This window comes from Deltaproteobacteria bacterium (assembly GCA_016874775.1).
Classification (GTDB): Bacteria; Desulfobacterota; Binatia; order Bin18; family Bin18; genus VGTJ01.
The window spans coordinates 1-17,217 of record VGTJ01000037.1; the positions used below are offsets into that span (position 1 = coordinate 1).

Here is a 17,217-nt window from a genome sequence, read left to right on the forward strand (position 1 = left end):
AAGGCCTACAGGTCTCCGACGATGAGTTTCAAGCGCTCAATATCAAACCCGGTAAGTTTCATGGCGATTGGAACTATACGCTTCTTCCTCGCTCTTAATCGGTAACTTAATTCTTGCCCATGCCTAATCATCTTTCCCCAGCGCGGCGATTGCTGCGGCCTGGCAGATCTCTTGTCCCGCCCCTGCGTGCAGGCTGGGCGGCAGCTCTCCAGCCATTGCCATTTGTACAACGCGCGCTTCAAAGCGGCGCGCGAGAACAGAGGTTTTGTACACGTCAAGCAACACGTTTTTGTCCATGATCAGTCCCTCGTAGATAACTCGCAGTGCAGTGAGCAGTGAGACGGTGGGCAATGCCCATCCGACGTACGCTTCTCACCCAACTCCAACCCGATGAATCAGTCCACCATCAACCGCGATCGCTTCGCCATTGATGAACCGTGATGCGTCACTGGCCAAAAAGAGCGCGACATCAGCAATGTCCTCAGCCGTACCGATACGACCCACTGGCGTGCCTTTGGCCAATACCGTACGAATTTCATTACGGGCAATCAGCGTGTCGTGAATCATTTCTGTATCGATCACCCCAGGGCAAATAGTATTGGCCCGGACCCCCTTAGGTCCATAGGTCACGGCTAGTGCACGTGTGAGTGCCACGATTGCACCTTTCGTTGCTGTATACGCATGGGCATCCGCAGCACCGCGGAGCGCTGCGATTGAGGCAGTATTGATAATGACGCCCCCGCCACGCTCGATCAGCATGGGGATGCCATACTTGCAGAAGAGGAACACTCCACCGATGTTGATATCGAGAATGCGTTTCCAGTCGTCCTCAGTACAATGCAAGATATCGGTCATAGCCACGCCAAACCGTTTGTTGGCTGAATAGCCAATGCCTGCGTTGTTATAGAGGATATCGAGACCGCCGAGTTTCTCTTTGGCGACCGCGAGAACACGCTGCACATCAGTCGTCTTCGAGACATCGCCAAGAGCGCCGACCGCTTCACCGCCAGCAGCACGAATTGCGGCAAGCGCCTCATTCACAGACTGTTCGTCGAGATCGTTAATGACAATCTTCGCACCTTCGGCAGCAAAGCGCTTGGCAGCAGCGAGTCCTTGTCCGCGTCCTGAACCTGTGATCAGCGCAACTTTCCCTTGTAGTTGTCCCATACGGATACTCCCCTTACGGCCAAATCACGCGATTCTCTTGGGCGAGAAACGCACAGGTTTCGGCACCAACGAAGTTCTTCGCATCTGTCAATTGCTCAACCTGGATTTCCTTCGAGGCCCACGACTCCTTGAACTTGGCGAGATCTGGCCACCACAGTTCAGCGACGCCATCGAATGGGGGGGGAAATTCAGACTCATAGGTCTCCGGCAATACATGACACTGCACATACTTGAGCAAATGGGGCGTACGGGGTACCAACGGTGCGTGCTTATTACGCCAGTAGTCTTGAAATTCGGCGACACTCAATCCCGGTTTCCGTTTGACCAGAAATACCCCTTTGACGAGTTGCGCATCTTTGGCAATCGGCGAGCCAGCAACCACGGCGTGCTCTTTGGTCGCCAACCATTTTAGGTCAGACTGATTGATAAAGTTGGGCTCATCGGCATACGCCCCCTCAACATACTGTGGGTTGGTCCGCATACCGACAGCCGTGGCCAAGTCGTCGTACCAAACCTCCGCGGCGCCATGAAACGGCGCCACCGCAAAGCTTGCGCTTACATGAGGAATGTAATGACTTTGCACATAGCGTCGCAAGCTGGTAATGCGTAGCGCCAGTTGCGCATGTGTCGTTCGCCAGTGGTTATGAAAATGTTCGTCACTCGTTCCAGTTTTCTTGGTCAACAGGGCAAAACATTTCACCATGGTACAACCTCCCTTGTGGTCATAAAGGTTGCACCATACTGCACCGGATACCCCTGACGCAAGTTTTAGCGAAAGAAAGAAGATGGGTTGCTATGAACAGCGCTTCCTGTTCAAGAAGAGCGTCGTGGCAATCGCACGCGGAACGTCGACCCCTTCCCTACTTCGCTTTCCACACTGACCGTTCCCCCCAGCAGATCAAGGAGTCGTTTGACGATGTAGAGCCCCAACCCAACGCCGGTCAGTCCACGCACATTGGTGGTACTTCCCTGACGAAACGCCTCAAAAATCACAGACTGTTGTTCTTGCGGGATGCCAATGCCGGTATCCTTGACATAGATTTCCACCGCATCATTGTCAGCGTGTGCCCCAACCGTCACTTCGCCAGCTCGAGTAAACTTCATCGCATTGCTGAGCAGGTTCTTGACAATCACTTTTAGTTTTCCTGGATCCGATAACAGCAACGGCAGGTTGCGATCCGCTGACCAGGAAAACCGGAGTCCAGAGAGTTCGCGCAACGTGGCCGTCTCGGCTTCGATTGCACGAAACAACTCGGGAATGCTGACCTCAGTGGACTCCACAGTAAGGCGACCAGCCTCAAGCCGACTCAGGTTTAAGCCGTCGCTCACCAGATCGAGTACACTGCACGCATTCGCATGTAAGCGTTGCAAAATCCCCCGTTGTTCTTCATTCGGCGCGCCTAAGGTCCCTTCAAGAAAGAGGTCGGTATACCCAAGGATCACACTGAGTGGGGTCCGCAATTCGTGATTCAAGATAGAGAGCAAATCACTCTTCGCCCGTTCCGCTTGTTCAGCGGCTTCTTTAGCATCGCGTAGGCGCTCTTCCCGGCGTTTACGCTCGGTGATGTCACGGAAAATTCCTTGCACCCCAATCAGTTGCCCATCTTTGTCAGCCATCGGACGGGTTCGACATTCGAGGAGGACGACACTGCCATCCTTGCGGATCACTTCAACTTCGAGATTTGAGGTCAACTTCTCGCCAGCCAGGAACCGTCGGGTTCGCTCTTCAACCCGCGCTATCGACGCCGGAGTGTTGACTGCACGAAAGTGTTTGCCAATTAGCTCGTTCCGTGACCAGCCGAGGAGCGCCTCGGCGGCACGATTCACACTGGTGATGATCCCATCTAAGGTCAGCGTCGCGATGATGTCGTTGGCATTCTCGAACAAGCCCCGATATCGCTCCTCACTCTGCTGCAGGGCCGCATTCGCCTCTGCGAGTTCAGCCGTGCGTTCGTGGACTCGTCGTTCAAGCTCGTCATGGGCTTTCCGTAATTCCCGCTGGAGGCGGACTTCTTCTGTCACATCTTGTGCGCAGCCGATCACATAGAACGGGCGCGCCTCTTCTTCATACCAGGTATTATGGTACCGCCACAGGCGCGACTGACCTGTCGCCGTCACGACCCGCAGAAAACCCTCGTCAGAGCGGTGCTGGCGGATGCGCTGCAAATAGGCGTCAAAAAAGGGTTGAAAGGATGGCGCAAGAAACGCACGGAGGTTTTTCCCTACCCAGGCCTCAGGGTGGTGCTCCAACGCTTGCACCGCCGCGGGGTTCACATACAACAAATTCCCCTCAAAATCGTGAGCACAGATGAGCCCCAGACTCTGTTCTACCATCGTCCGATGGAACTTGTCCGAATGTATCTGAACAGAAGGAAGTCCGTGAATCTGAACCTCGGCCTCATGCGGTGGCACCGGTGTATCTTCTTTGCGTAGGCTCGCCCCTCGCTTCTCTGTCTTGCTCATCTCACCCTTCTTTCCACCTTACCTATACAGGAGCTGGCGTAAACCGTTTTCCGAAAGCCGTTACCCTCAGTTCTTTGGAGGGTCACCTGTTCCAAGTCAGAGACTTGCATCTTGTCTCGGTAGAGCACCCTCTTCAACCCCAACACGGATATCGGTGTAAGTCTTACCTGTCGAGTCTCATGACATCGCGTACTCATTTTTGTGCAAAAATCCAAGAAATTCGACGAATTCTTAGTGCGCGATGTTATGAGACCTGACACTTACCCAATACGTTGGCGCACGGCTGTCCCAATTTCCTGTCGCACCACCTCAAGAGGGCGAGTCGAATCAAGTACATGTACACGCTCAGGCTCGGCACGAGCGACGGATAAAAATCCCTCGCGCACTCGTTCATGGAAGGCGACCGATTCTACCTCAAAGTGATCGGCGGCATCGTCACCGCGGCGTTTCTGGGCACGGCGAAGCCCTTCCGCTACAGGCACGTCGAGGACAAAAGTTAATGTGGGGAAATAGCCACCACACGCAAACGTATTGAGCTGCGTAAGGAGAGAGAGGTCGATCTTGCGGCCATGCCCCTGATAGGCAATTGTCGAATCGGCAAAGCGATCACAAAGCACGATTTTGTTGGCATTGAATGCAGGAGCTATCACGTCTTGGATATGCTGGGCACGATCGGCCAGCATCATCAGCACTTCAGCACCAGGAGCGAGGGGAGTCGCTGGTTCAAGGAGCAGTTTCCGCAGGATCTGCCCAAGAGCGGTTCCACCTGGTTCGCGCGTCACAACCACTTCACGGCCGTCCGCCCGTAGACTCTCTGCGAGGAGTTGTATCTGCGTGCTTTTCCCGCAGCCTTCAACCCCTTCAAAGGAGATAAACACGCCGGGCATGACGGCAGCATACCCGACTGATGGGTATTACAACAACCCCAGGTACCATGCGATCAGCGGTTCGCCGACAAACAGGTAGGACAACGCCCCGAAGGAAAGAAATGGACCAAAGGGCAGTGCGAGCTTACTATCGGCACGGCTACGAATCATGGCTGTCACACCGACGAGAGAACCAAAGAATGACGCAATGAAAATGGTAAACGGGATCGCGCGCCATCCGAGAAATGCGCCAATCATCGCCAGCAATTTCACATCCCCACCCCCCATACCTTCACGGCCAGTGAATAGCTGGTAGCCAAGTGCAACCGCGAGGAGAATCCCTCCGCCAACTAATGCGCCAATGAAAGAGGTCCAGAGCGTCAGTGTCGGTAGTGGAGATAGGAGAGAAAAGAGCAATCCTGCAAGAACCCCTGGAAGGCTAATCACATCAGGGATGATTTGGTGGTCGAGGTCGATAAAAGTAATCACAACAAGTGCAGCAGCAAAGGCAAAATAGCCAAGGGTCGTGAGGCTCGGACCGAACTGCCAGGTCAGAGCGACGGCTAGCAGACCGGTCAACAGCTCGACCATGAAATAGCGAATCGAGAACTTCTCACCACAGGACCCGCAGCGTCCGCGCCGGATCACATAGCCAAGGAGAGGGAGGTTATCATGCCACGGCAATAGCGCCTTGCATGCGCGACAGTGGGACGGTGGGGAAATCACCGACTCGTTGACTGGTAGACGGCAAATACAGACATTCAAAAAGCTGCCGACACAGGCGCCAAAAATAAAGGCGAAACACAAAAATGTGATGGGAAATTCTGCTGCAAAAGCCACCTGACCCCCCGTCAAGAGAAAACAGTCTACAGATAGAGTATAGAAAGCTCTTTACCGTGCTGCAAATGAGTCTCACGACAGATATCGGCACTTGTGGTGTTCCCTTTATTCCACTCGCACGCGACCAGCAAGGTTGACCACGACACGCTTGGTATCGCTTGCGCCCGTTGTGCCAAGCGTAATCGAAATCCCCCCATCGACGGCACCGCGAGGGAGAAAGATCACGTCACCACCGGAATTGACCCCGGTGATGCGAACATCATGAGGAAGAGCGATCGTCGCCTCAGGAACCTCGATGTCAGCATGCGAATGGAGCAACTGTCGTTGCCAGACACCGTTTTCATCTTTGTCGATAACGTAGTCGTGATGTGCAGCTCTGAAGGTCACACGCAGGCGGCGATTCTGCGAGACAGCTTTCATGCGTACGTATTGTAAGTTAGCCACCATCTGCCGCGTCGCATCGTGCAGATGCGTTTGAGCAAGGAGTGGTCGGAACTGCAGCGTCAGAATACCCAGCAGAATGCCGAACAACGTCAGCGTAATGAGCATTTCCAGCAGGGTGAAGCCAGAGTCTGATTTACCCATCGAACTTCTCTGTCCATGACACGGTTTGCGCCAACAATGCCAGGGCTCGGGTTGTTGCTTCGCAACTGTAATTCACCGCAAAAGGAGAACAGAGGCCGGTCGCCTCAACCAGATCGAGATCGAACTTGCGGTCAAGCGTCGCATTATCACGAATCACCACCGCCCCTGTAATCTGCCCACAGGCAGCCGCATGGTCAGCGCGCACATCGCCATCGTCAACAATGACCACCAGGCCTCGCCAGTTCAGCGTGGCATTTCTCAACTGAACGACTCGTGGCACCAGGAGAATGCCGACCCCGTTCACAGTCGCGCCACCGCCGACTTCAAGGGCTTCGGCTCCATCTTCAACTATGGTGACTTTCGGCAGCTCAGGAGTTCCGTACGTATGCGTTCCTGAGCTGATACTGGTAGTGATATGCAAAGTATTCGCACTCGGTAAAGAGGCAATCCGCTGAGTGAGTGCATCAAGTGCGGTTCGCAGGCGAGTCTGTTCGCTAGCGGTCAGAAGCTTGACGACTGGTGCTACCGTTGTTGGCGCTGGGGTAAACGGACCGCGATTCTGTGGTGCAGGAGGTAAGTACGAAGATGGCGGCAGAGCAGTAGCCCGGAGGGCTGCTTGGGCAAGATCAAGATTGACAAAACAAGTTGGGTCGGTGTTGGTACACGGATCAGTCTGAAAACGTGGCAGCGCAGCCGTTCCGCGAACCCAGGACAATCCCGGCGTACAGGTACCATCAGCAGTGCTCCCTCCGCTCGCTAGACAGAAGGTATTCGCACGCGTAACGATCTCTCGCTTTAAAGTTGTTAGGGCGGCTAAGAGATCTGCCTGCGCAGCAGTTTGTGTCATCGCAAACGGGACGACGGCAGGACAATCGGGCGATAACGAACCATCAGAGGCATGGTTGCGCGCATCGATACTAAAACTGGGAATGCGACGGCCAGCACCACTGCCGTGATCGTCAAAATCAGCGTGCAGTCCATCGCCATCACTCGTCACAGCTCCAGAAGGACTAAAATCCGGCACCTGAACGACTTCTTCAATCACTCGTCGTGATCCTTCTGGTCCCCGCCCGGTAGATGTAAAGCGGTACAACCCGTTACTGAGTGTTGCAACCTCAACGGAGTACACTCCATTGGCAAATGCGACGGGACCGATCGTGACCGGTAATGTCCCCGGTACGAAACTCGCTTCGAGCCAGTTTCTTCCGACTTCGGCTCCAGCACGAGCCACCCACAGGGTTTGTACGCCACTCAAAAGGTTGCGCGCGATCATGACATCTGTCCGACTCAACGCCAGCCCACTGACACCAATAAATAACAAGAGGACCATTAAGATGAGGGTCGTGAGCAGAACGATACCGGATTCGGAGGAGAGAGTGGGTGGCCATTGCCGATTGACAGGCGGCATACAAAGTTACCTCGCAGGATTCGGAAGAAAAACGGTGGAGGTATGTTCCGAGGTTAATGGAGTAAAAACGTTGGGGTCGGGATGACGCTTACTGGTGCGGACCGTGATAACAATGCTCCGTACCGCAGCACGTTGGTCTGCGTTGAGTAGAGAACCAAGTTCGGTACCGTCACGATCGAAATACCGCAGCAGAAACCCACCGCCTGGAACGTCTCCGATAAACGGTTGTGGCGCACCACCACCAGAAGAGCGCTTGATGAGCTGAGTCTCTGGCTCATAGAGATAGACAATCCGTTCATTGGGGTCATCCGGACATCCGTCAGGAGCAGATCCTGCGCTCGCACCACGATAATCATACTGCAAGGTGATACGTTGACTCTCGGCATTTGTCAGACGTTCAAATCCCGCGCAGGTTCCGCCGTGTACCGGCCTTGCTCCTGCGAAGTGGAGTTCGCGGACGAGAAAGTCAATCGCCAAACGACTACTCTCTTGCAGATCAAGCTTTACTTCCTGCACTCGCAGGGCTTGTGCATGTAAGGCATAAAAACTGTAGAGCACGGTGTAGAACAATCCCGCAACACCCATAGCGACGATGAGTTCGAGAACGGTCAAGCCAGAAGAGGCTATAGGCTTCAGGCTATAAGCTATAGAGAAGACAGGGAACGTGGAACGTGAAGCGTGGAACAAGACTGAACTCTGTCCCTGAGACCTCGAACGCTGGATTCTAGACGCGAGAAACATACTTCACTCCTCGTTACTTATTCACCACTGTCGAGACAGTAACGGTATGAGGTGAGGAGTCTGCCCAGACAACTGAGACGTTGACCTGTGCAACTCCTGGCTGCGGAGTATCAAAGAGAATCGTCCAAGTCCGGGTAAACCCAGCGCGAGGAACATCACTGCCAGCGAGGAGGGTTGGATTGCTAGCGAGCAATGCTTCGAGTTTATCTTGGGCAAGGATCGTGGCTTGGGTGAGACGTTCACTCGTGGCATTCGTACGAATGCTCGTAGTCACTCCGAGTGTCAGTGCCACAGAAGCGATCGAAAACACGGTCAGGGCGACAAGGATTTCCAAGAGGGAGAAGCCCGCGTTTTTCATGACGGTCACGTCTTTGATTTTTTTATTACGTTTTATGCATTACGTTTTATACTTTTCGTTCCTCCTCCTCTTCATCCAAATCCACATCCAGCTTTTCCAGGTTATGCTTTTTTCGCTTTCGCCTCAGCTAAAGCTGCGGTTAACAACGGAACAACTTCAGCGTAATCACCAACAATACCGAAGTCAGCATTTTGGAACATCAAGGCTTTGGCATTCTTGTTAATCGCGACAATCGTTCCAGAACGGCGGACACCAACCGTGTGTTCAAACGCACCACGAATACCAATAGCGAAATACAACTTCGGTGAAATCGCCCGACCGGTGAGGCCGATCTGGTGTTGTCGCGGTATCCAGCCCAAATCGACAATGTCACGCGTGGCTGCCAACGGAGCGCCGCCGAGCACTTCAGCAAGTTTCTCGATCACCGGGAAGTTTGCCACTCCACCAATGCCCTTGCCTATGCCGATAGCAATATCAGCCGAATCCAGCGCCGCCGCGTTGCCAGCGTCAGCATTGTTTTGCGAGATGACGGTAACACGGCTGGTGACAGCGTCATCCGGCCACAGCATTTCAATCCGTGCTTGTTTCCCTGGAGAAGGCTTGGCTTTTTTCAGCATACCGGGACGAACCGTAGCCATTTCAGGTACCGTTCGCGACAGCACCGGGGCAACGATATTGCCACCAAACGCAGGTTTGTATTGCAGGAGCTGTCCTTTGTCGTTGACATCGAGATCAACGCAATCGCCAGTGAGTCCGAGATTGAGTCGCGCGGCAACTCGTGGCGCGACATCACGTCCAGTGGCAGTCGAGCCTAACAGCACCACGCCAGGTTGATGCGTCTGAATCGCTTTGGTCATCAGCGCGGTATAAATATCGGTCGTGTAGGGATCGAGGCGACGATGTTCAGCTAAGTAGACAACCTCAGCGCCATGCAGCGCGAGTGTCGCGACATGTTGATCGACGCCACTACCCATTAACAATACACCGACTTCACCACCATATTTGGTCGAGAGTTCAGTCGCTTTACCTAACAGTTCGAGCGTCACCGGTCGTAAAGTTGAGCCGAGCGTCTCAGCAATAACCCACACTGCTTTGCCACCACTGCCTTTCTTAGAGGTTTGGGGTTTGGCGTCATCATCGTCACCAACCCATTTGCCATACAGGCCACGCGCAAGCAGTGCTTGGGCCAGCGTCTGCACTTGTGTCGGCAGATCGCCTTCAAGAATCTTCTTCTCACGCACCACTTCAACCGGCTGCACCGACTCCACCCAGGTCGGCGAACCAGCCGCACCAAAGAGCGAGAGGTCTGACGAAAGATCACTCACGGTCACGGTCTGGATGGGTTTTGCTTTAGCTTTTTCTTTGTCAGCTTTATTGGGGAATTTTTCTGGTGCAAGGTCTTCGGTAGCAGATAACAAGGCGGGAAGTGAACACTCAACCGTTTCAAAGCCACTATCAGTCTCACGTTCGACCGTCAGTGTCGTACCATTCAAAGACAGTTTAGCGACAGCAGTGACTTGGGGAATATCGAGCAGTTCCGCGACTTCCGGTCCCACCTGACCGGTTTCAGCATCTGTACTATGGCGACCACAGAGAATGAGATCGTAGCCTTCACGCTTCAACACCAGAGCCAATGCCCGAGCAGTGGCAAGTGTATCAGCGCCAGCAAAGGCACGATCGGTCAGCAGGATGCCACGATCAGCCCCCAGCGCTAAGCAATGTTCCAACGCAGCTTGGGCTTGCGGCGGACCCATCGTCAAAGCAACGACTTCACCACCGAGACTGTTACGTAATTCGATCGCTTTCAACAATGCGCGTATATCAAACGAACTGACTTCCGACGGAACACCCTCACGTTTGAGGGTTTTGGTCTCCGGGTCGAGTTTCATCGCCGACACCACCGGGACCTGTTTAATCAGCACCACCGTTTTCATGCAGAACACGACTCCTTACTGCCGTAGTGGGCAGGAGACTAACCTGTTCGCTAGGCAAAGGTCAAGCCGAAAAATGGGACCTGGGGAAAAAGTCTGGGAGTCTGGGGGTCTGAGAGTCTAGGAGTCAACTAAGTTGAGTCTGAAGGATGGAAAGGCGTGGCGTCATTCCGGGCGAGCAGCGCGAGACCCGGAATCCAGGGGGCATAACTACCGCCCCGTGTAGGAGCCGAAGAGCAATACGCGGCTGCCCACCACAGATGCCAGGTGAACGAACAATCAAAGTGCCAATGTCAGTGCTCGTGTCCATACTCTTCAATTCGCATAGAAAAGGAAAAATCTCAACTCACAAACCAGAACCTCGAATCTCAAATTTTGCTTTCTCAACTCTTCATTACTCAACTCTCAACTATTCTCCCTCCCCCTCCACCCGCGCCAATGACCTTCGCGCAATTTTTGCATTTGGCGATTTCAACTTCTCAAAAATTTCTAACGACTGGAGAAAGAGGTTTCCTGCCGCCGTTTTGTTTCCTGCTTCTTCTTCCAACGCCCCTAACTGATGCAAGGTGATGGCAATCCCACCCTGGTCGCCCAGCTGCTTCTTGATCCGCAGACTCTCCTCATACAACCCCTGCGCTTCCGTCAGCTCGCCTTGCCCCTGCGCCAGTCTCCCTAACTGATGCAAGGTGCTGGCAATCCCACTCTGGTTGCCCAACTGCTTCTTGATCCGCAGACTCTCCCCATACAACTCCTTCGCCTCGGCCAGCTCGCCTTGCCCCTGCGCCAGTACCCCTAACTGATGCAAGGTGCTGGCAATCCCACTCTGGTTGCCCAACTGCTTCTTGATTCGCAGACTCTCCTCATACAACTCCTTCGCCTCGGCCAGCTCGCCTTGCCCCTGCGCCAGTCTCCCTAACTGATGCAAGGTGATGGCAATCCCACCCTGGTCGCCCAGCTGCTTGTTGATCCCCAGACTCTCCTCATACAACCCCTTCGCCTCGGCCAGCTCGCCTTGGTTTTGCTCCAGTACCCCTAACGCATGCAAGGTGCTGGCAATCCCACTCTGGTCGCCCAGCTGCTTGGCGATCCGCAGACTCTCCTCATACAACCCCTGCGCTTCCGTCAGCTCGCCACGTTGCTGGTGCATGATTGCTGTCCTGTAAGTGAAGCGACCAATAGCAGTTTGGTCGCCTAATTGCCGTGCGGCGTCGAGCGCGCGAATGCCAGTTCGAATCGCCTCTTCCCAATAACCACGCAAGGGTAAAAGTCCGTTTATTCCATCGAACATCACTCCATCAGCAATTGCCGTCACTTTTTCCCACTCTTGCAACGCCACTGCGACTTCCTGAGCCTGTAACAAGTTGTCCTTCTCTATTTCCAAAGCATCCAGGTTTTCCGGCGTCGGCTGCCCATAGGTTTGCCCGTACTCAACGAAATAACCTGCAAACCGTTGACGAAAATCGTGGGCATGAGATTCTGTTGCAAGCTGAGCCTTGGCCAGCTCGCGAGTGAGTCCTTGCACCAGCAGGCGTTGGTTATCCTCAGTCGTTTCGATCAAACGTAAGTCAGCCAGTGGTTTCAGCGCGTCGTTTACGCGCCTCACGTCGTCGCCGAAACCGGCAACCGCAGACAGAGCCTCATGCGAGGCGTCAGGCACAAACAGTGACAGTGCCAACACGGTCGCGCGGCCATCGTCGCCAACCTCGGGTAAGTTGAACGAACGCTCGAACACCCGTTGCGCGATCTCGCCGTTGCCTTGCGTGAGTTCGGCGAGGACTGTGCTTGCAGTCTGCGCTCGCCGCATCTGCGCGACGATCCATTCCAGCACCAGCGGATTGCCCTCTGCAACGCGAATAAGCTGATCACGATCGACACTGGCAAACACGCGTGGCTGAGGTGCATTGTTAATCAGTCGCGTCAGTAACTCCTGCGCTTCTGGTGGTGACATCGCGTGGATACTCAGCGACCGTGCGCGTTCTACCGGATTGCGCGAGGTAATCAACGCGGGACACGGAGCAAATTGCATGAGCCACTCGGCGCAGCGGATTTTTTCTGCAGGAGAAACCGTCTCGAAATTATCAAGAGCAAGCAACGTCGGTGTCGTCGCGACCAGCCTCTGCACCTCCTCAGCTTTCGCTTGTTCGTTGAGTCGGCGCAGGTCTTCCTGGCCAAGTTGCGTGGCAATGGCATCCAACAAGGTTGACAGGCTAAAGTCAGGCCGTCCATCAGCACTGATCCACACCCGCTGGGGAAACTGCGGCATCAGCAGTCGAAACGCCTCAGCCGCCAAAGCAGTCTTTCCTACTCCGCCAGGTCCACACAAGGTCACAACCTGATTGCGTTGCGGCGATAGCTCTTCTTTTAGTACTTCCAGAAGATCCCGCCCGTCTTTGTCGCGTCGTGTCACGAAATCCACAGCCGTTGAGGGAAGTCGAACCGGTACCGGAGTTCTAACATGGGCAGGCGGGGTATCAACAGCAACTGGTGGAGGTTTTACTTCGATGACAACTTTCTGAGGTTCTACAGTTGGCAGTGAAGGAGGTAGAGTTCGTGACAAAAGACGATGAAAGAATGCTCCGATCGTTTTCCAGAAGAATCCAAGAACGGCAAGAGTAGCAACAACAGCAAGATCAGCTAGATAATTATCGCGGAAACCTGCACCGAAGCTACTCCACCATTTCCACAACCAATCCCAGACCGTCTGCAAGTTATAGATCCATTGCTCCATCACTTGTGGGTCATACCACAGACAGTGAAGAAGGTTCAAATGAGAGGAGGGCAGAAAGAAGCCAAAATGGAGTTTTCCTCCACCAGCAGACGCGGTACAGTAGGCTTCGAGAGGTGAAGCTCAATGAAAAAAGATTTACTTTCCGTGTTACCGCTGTGGGATCAATTTCAGAAAGCAGCTCGACAACGACGGCGAAACCCCGAACGGCTGCTGAGCGACTACATGCGCGAGCGCCTCGAGATTTGGGCAGACCGACAATTGGACGAAGAGATCCAGCGTGACGCCCGGCGTAGTGGTTACCGGGAAGAAGACGCCGTAGATCTCGTGCGCCAGTATCGACGAGGGAAGAGAGAACGGCGTGCCGTCTCGTAAAGAACGGATCACGGTGGTCTTAGATACCAATGTCATTATTGGTTATTACCTCAGCCGTACATCCAGGTCCGTCAACGGGCAAGTGTTTCGTTTATGGAGAGACCAACGAAAACTGCAACTGGTCGTCAGCGATGATATCGTTGCAGAGTATCTTGAGGTGTTGACCCGGCTGCACGTTGGGCCGCAGCGTATTCAACGTTTCGCTGAGCGCTTGCAACGGCGAGAGACCGTGACCCACGTACGACTCGGCCCTCGCTTTGTGACTAGCCGTGACCCAGATGACAACATCATTTTAGCTACAGCAGCCGTGGGTAAAGCACAATATCTGATTAGTAGTGACCGTGACCTGCTCGATCTTACGATTACCCAACGTCGCCAGTTCAAATTCAAAATTGTTACACCACAGGAGCTGCTGACCGAGGTCAATTCATAACCCTTACAATTCAACACCACAGGAGGTGCCCCATGCAATTTGGCGTGATGGTCGCCACGAAAATTGATGACTGGCAGTTACTCAAAGAAGCGGAAGATCTTGGCTACGACCGCGCGTGGATTCCTGACTCACAAATGCTGTGGTCGGATTGTTATGCGACGTTGGCATTGGTCGCGCATAATACGTCGCGCATTCATATCGGCACTGGCGTCTCCATTCCTGGCGTGCGGCTCGCACCGGTTACCGCGCACTCTATCGCTTCGATTGGCCGTATCGCCCCAGGCCGAGTTTTTCTTGGCATCGGCACTGGCCACACTGCTATGCGGGTGATGGGTATGGAGCCCATGCGTGTCCCGGATTTTCGTGAGTATCTGCGTGTCGTGCGTACCCTCTTAAAGGGTGAGGAAGTCGAATACACCCACAACGGCGTGACGCGTGCGGTCCGCTTCCTCCATCAAGATTTAGAATTCATTGACCTGCGCAATCCCATCCCGATCTATGTTGCGGCAAACGGCCCCTTGGCACTGCGGGCAGCAGCAGAACACGGTGACGGTCTAATATCTGTCTACACGGATCATGCAACCTGCATCCGCGAGCCGTTACGTACCGTGCAAGAACACGCGGTACGCAAGGGCCGCACGTTACCAACTCCATTCCATACGGCAACTGTGACCACCGCGGTCGTGCTGCAGCCAGGCGAGAAACTGACTTCCGATCGTGTGATCGACGAATGCGGATCGCAAGTAATGTGTGCGGTCCATTTTTTCTACGAAATCTATCAACACACTAAGAAGGAAGAGGTGATTCCTCCGGCTTTTGCCAACATCTGGGAACCCTACTGTGCGCACGTCAAAGCAATGAAGACGCCTGAAGAAAAACGTTATCTGCAAATTCACAATGGCCACTGTACGTTCATGATGCCTGACGAGCGTCGCTTTGTGACCCCCGAGGCAATTCGCGCCACCACGATTGTCGGTGAACCTGATGACGTTATTGACCAAATTCGCCAAGGCGAGCGCATGGGATTACGAGAAGTGACATTGCTCCCACCACGGCAATACGCTCGTAAGGTATTCCGCGATTTTGCCACACAGGTGATGAAACGGTACTGAACTCACAACGGAATGGGAGAATAGGCGACAGGACGAATTCGCCGCTGCTTGCTCTGTTCGAGACTGAGCGCTAGAGTCGCGGCAAAGGAGGGCTTGCGATGGCCGTGTACCAACACATTACTGTGAACCCCATAGCTGGCGCGCTTGGCGCTGAGATTGGCGGCATCAATCTCGGCACTATCAATGACTCCGAATTTGATGAAATCCGCGCGGCTTTGCTGGAACATCAAGTGATCTTCTTCCGCGACCAGGATCTGACACGTGACCAGCACAAGGCGTTTGGTCGTCGTTTTGGTACGTTGCATGTTCACCAGTTCTTACAGCCCCTCAAAAACGAAGGCCACCCAGAGTTTGTCGTACTTGAAAGTGATGGGAAACATCCGTTTGTCGCCGATGCCTGGCATTCCGATGTCACGTTTGAGGACAACCCACCACTCGGTTCGGTCCTGCGTTGTGTCACAGCACCGGAATTCGGCGGTGATACCATGTGGGCCAGTATGTATGCTGCGTATGAGAGTTTGTCAGATATCATGCAACGTTTTCTTTCCGGCTTAACAGCTATTCACGACACTTCACGAACCTTCTCTCGCGACAATTACAAAACTGAACACATCGGCGGCAAGCGGGCAGAGACCATTGTTGCAGCCGAACATCCCGTGATTCGTACCCATCCCGAAACCGGACGCAAAGCGTTGTTCGTCAACTCTGCGTTCACACAGTCAATCAAAGATATGAAACCTGCCGAGAGTTCGGCATTACTGAACTTCTTGTACCACCACATCGAATCCCCAGATCATTCATGTCGATTTCGTTGGCGTATGAATTCGCTTGCGATGTGGGACAATCGCTGCACCCAACATCGGGTGGTGGGAGACAACCTCACCGCGTATCGCCGCATGGAGCGGATCACCATTAACGGCGACAAACCATTTTGAGGTTCATCGGAGAGCAGGTTGCGCGAGCAAACTCATCGTATAATGACATGGACTGCTGTTGCCTTGAACGTCGCGGCCACCGTACTTCCCTCATGAAGATTGAGAATATCAATGGAGGGACGTGTGACAAAAGCGACCAATGGAAAACCACAGTCTAAATGCACCTTAAACATACTTCCCCAGGGGATGACACGCGTCACCCGCGCAGGGAAATAATTCCGTGCACTGGATGGAGTGGCCGATTCAGCCAGGGCAAGGAGCGTCACTTCTTCAGGCCGCAGACAAAGAGTCACTCTCGTTCCAGACGGGAGTGACGAAGCAACAGCGATCCGTTGCCCGGAGTCTACTTGCACCTCTGCGAACCCCTCGGTTTGCGCTTCTACGGTTCCACGCAGAATCGTTTCAATGCCGACAAAGCTCGCTACCGTTTCGTTGACTGGCTGACTGAACACTTCTTCTGGTGTTCCCATTTGCAGAATTTTTCCCCGTTCCATCACCGCTATGCGATGCGCTAATCGCAACGCCTCCTGGCGATCATGCGTAACAAAGAGTGTTGTGGTTCGTGTTTGCTGTTGAAGATGATGGAACAGGTCGGTTAAGGACTCGCGTGTCGGTGCGTCGAGTGCTGAGAATGGTTCATCCAGGAGCAGAAAATCTGGTTCAAGGACAAAGGCACGCGCTAAACTCACACGTTGCGCCTCTCCACCAGAAAGCGCCCGCGCTTGGCGATGCATGAGATGATGAATTCCGAGTCGTTCGAGCCATCGGGACACACGTTCACCGATCACTGCCGAAGGAACCTGCCGCAGCTTGAGCCCACTCGCCACATTGGCTTCAACCGTCGTGTCGAACAACAGCGGCTCTTGGAAAACGACTGCTAACCGCCGACGAAGAGCTAACGCAGGAGCGCGAAAAGAAACGTCCTCACCATCAAACTGTAGGCTGCCTGACGTCGGGGTCCGTAAAAATGCCAAGGATTGTAGGAGCGTACTTTTTCCCGCACCATTGGCACCGAGAATGACAAGCACTTCGCCGCGAACGATCTCGAAATGTGGAACTGAAAGCAGGACGTGGTCACTAGCCTCGACGCGTAAATCTCGTACCGTGAGAAGAGGTGAGGTATTCATCAGCGTATGAGGTAGGCTGTGCCCACCCTACGGACTCTTAGACTCTTGGGGAAATCGTGCGCACAGCGCACGCTACCGCAAACGTACCGACTCCTAGACCCTTAGACGTTTAGCCTCCTAGACTTTTTTCAACCAATCCCCAGCCTCTAAC

At 53.9% G+C, this 17,217-nt stretch carries 16 protein-coding genes; 4 read left to right on the forward strand and 12 right to left on the reverse strand.

Annotation, left to right across the window (positions count from 1 at the left end; all coding sequences use genetic code 11):
• Positions 1–372 precede the first annotated feature (372 nt).
• From FJ147_08510 to FJ147_08560, 11 genes are all read right to left on the reverse strand, one after another.
• Entirely contained in the window at positions 373–1,167 is a 795-nt protein-coding gene (locus FJ147_08510; GenBank protein MBM4255924.1) for an SDR family oxidoreductase, read from the reverse strand.
• Between the two features lie 13 nt (positions 1,168–1,180).
• Positions 1,181–1,870 carry an EthD family reductase gene (locus FJ147_08515; protein ID MBM4255925.1) on the reverse strand — a complete coding sequence of 230 codons (690 nt, stop codon included), beginning with the start codon at positions 1,868–1,870 and terminating at the stop codon, positions 1,181–1,183.
• A gap of 110 nt (positions 1,871–1,980) precedes the next feature.
• Positions 1,981–3,630 (reverse strand): PAS domain S-box protein, encoded by a 1,650-nt coding sequence (locus FJ147_08520; protein MBM4255926.1) that lies wholly within the window; start codon positions 3,628–3,630, stop codon positions 1,981–1,983.
• Between the two features lie 260 nt (positions 3,631–3,890).
• Positions 3,891–4,517 carry a dTMP kinase gene (locus tag FJ147_08525; protein MBM4255927.1) on the reverse strand — a complete coding sequence of 209 codons (627 nt, stop codon included), beginning with the start codon at positions 4,515–4,517 and terminating at the stop codon, positions 3,891–3,893.
• Between the two features lie 27 nt (positions 4,518–4,544).
• Positions 4,545–5,336, reverse strand: a complete 792-nt coding sequence (locus FJ147_08530; GenBank protein MBM4255928.1) for a prepilin peptidase — start codon at positions 5,334–5,336, stop codon at positions 4,545–4,547.
• Positions 5,337–5,441: 105 nt separating this feature from the next.
• Complete coding sequence (locus FJ147_08535) at positions 5,442–5,921, reverse strand: prepilin-type N-terminal cleavage/methylation domain-containing protein (GenBank protein MBM4255929.1); 480 nt, start codon at positions 5,919–5,921, stop codon at positions 5,442–5,444.
• The gene (locus FJ147_08540; protein MBM4255930.1) at positions 5,914–7,329 is read right to left on the reverse strand and encodes a hypothetical protein; all 1,416 of its coding nucleotides are present in this window, start codon (positions 7,327–7,329) and stop codon (positions 5,914–5,916) included. Before FJ147_08540 ends, FJ147_08535 begins: the two co-directional genes overlap by 8 nt.
• A 6-nt stretch (positions 7,330–7,335) precedes the next feature.
• Positions 7,336–7,941, reverse strand: coding sequence for a hypothetical protein (locus FJ147_08545; protein MBM4255931.1), 606 nt, complete (start codon positions 7,939–7,941; stop codon positions 7,336–7,338).
• A gap of 142 nt (positions 7,942–8,083) precedes the next feature.
• A complete protein-coding gene (locus FJ147_08550) occupies positions 8,084–8,428 on the reverse strand; it encodes a type II secretion system protein (GenBank protein MBM4255932.1) in 345 nt (114 codons plus the stop codon).
• Positions 8,429–8,529: 101 nt separating this feature from the next.
• Positions 8,530–10,362 carry an electron transfer flavoprotein alpha/ beta subunit gene (locus FJ147_08555; GenBank protein ID MBM4255933.1) on the reverse strand — a complete coding sequence of 611 codons (1,833 nt, stop codon included), beginning with the start codon at positions 10,360–10,362 and terminating at the stop codon, positions 8,530–8,532.
• A 406-nt stretch (positions 10,363–10,768) separates the two neighbouring features.
• The gene (locus FJ147_08560; GenBank protein ID MBM4255934.1) at positions 10,769–13,087 is read right to left on the reverse strand and encodes a tetratricopeptide repeat protein; all 2,319 of its coding nucleotides are present in this window, start codon (positions 13,085–13,087) and stop codon (positions 10,769–10,771) included.
• 123 nt (positions 13,088–13,210) lie between these two features.
• On the opposite strand from FJ147_08560, the gene FJ147_08565 reads away from it, so the two are divergent.
• From FJ147_08565 to FJ147_08580, 4 genes are all read left to right on the forward strand, one after another.
• On the forward strand, positions 13,211–13,459 hold the full coding sequence (locus FJ147_08565; protein ID MBM4255935.1) for a hypothetical protein: 249 nt from the start codon (positions 13,211–13,213) through the stop codon (positions 13,457–13,459).
• Complete coding sequence (locus tag FJ147_08570) at positions 13,407–13,892, forward strand: putative toxin-antitoxin system toxin component, PIN family (protein ID MBM4255936.1); 486 nt, start codon at positions 13,407–13,409, stop codon at positions 13,890–13,892. Before FJ147_08565 ends, FJ147_08570 begins: the two co-directional genes overlap by 53 nt.
• 32 nt (positions 13,893–13,924) lie before the next feature.
• Positions 13,925–15,004 carry an LLM class flavin-dependent oxidoreductase gene (locus tag FJ147_08575; protein ID MBM4255937.1) on the forward strand — a complete coding sequence of 360 codons (1,080 nt, stop codon included), beginning with the start codon at positions 13,925–13,927 and terminating at the stop codon, positions 15,002–15,004.
• Positions 15,005–15,102: 98 nt separating this feature from the next.
• Positions 15,103–15,939 carry a taurine dioxygenase gene (locus FJ147_08580; GenBank protein MBM4255938.1) on the forward strand — a complete coding sequence of 279 codons (837 nt, stop codon included), beginning with the start codon at positions 15,103–15,105 and terminating at the stop codon, positions 15,937–15,939.
• Between the two features lie 32 nt (positions 15,940–15,971).
• On the opposite strand, the gene FJ147_08585 is transcribed toward FJ147_08580, so the two are convergent.
• Positions 15,972–17,066: an ABC transporter ATP-binding protein gene (locus FJ147_08585; GenBank protein MBM4255939.1), complete on the reverse strand. Its 1,095-nt coding sequence runs from the start codon at positions 17,064–17,066 to the stop codon at positions 15,972–15,974.
• Between the last annotated feature and the right edge of the window lie 151 nt (positions 17,067–17,217).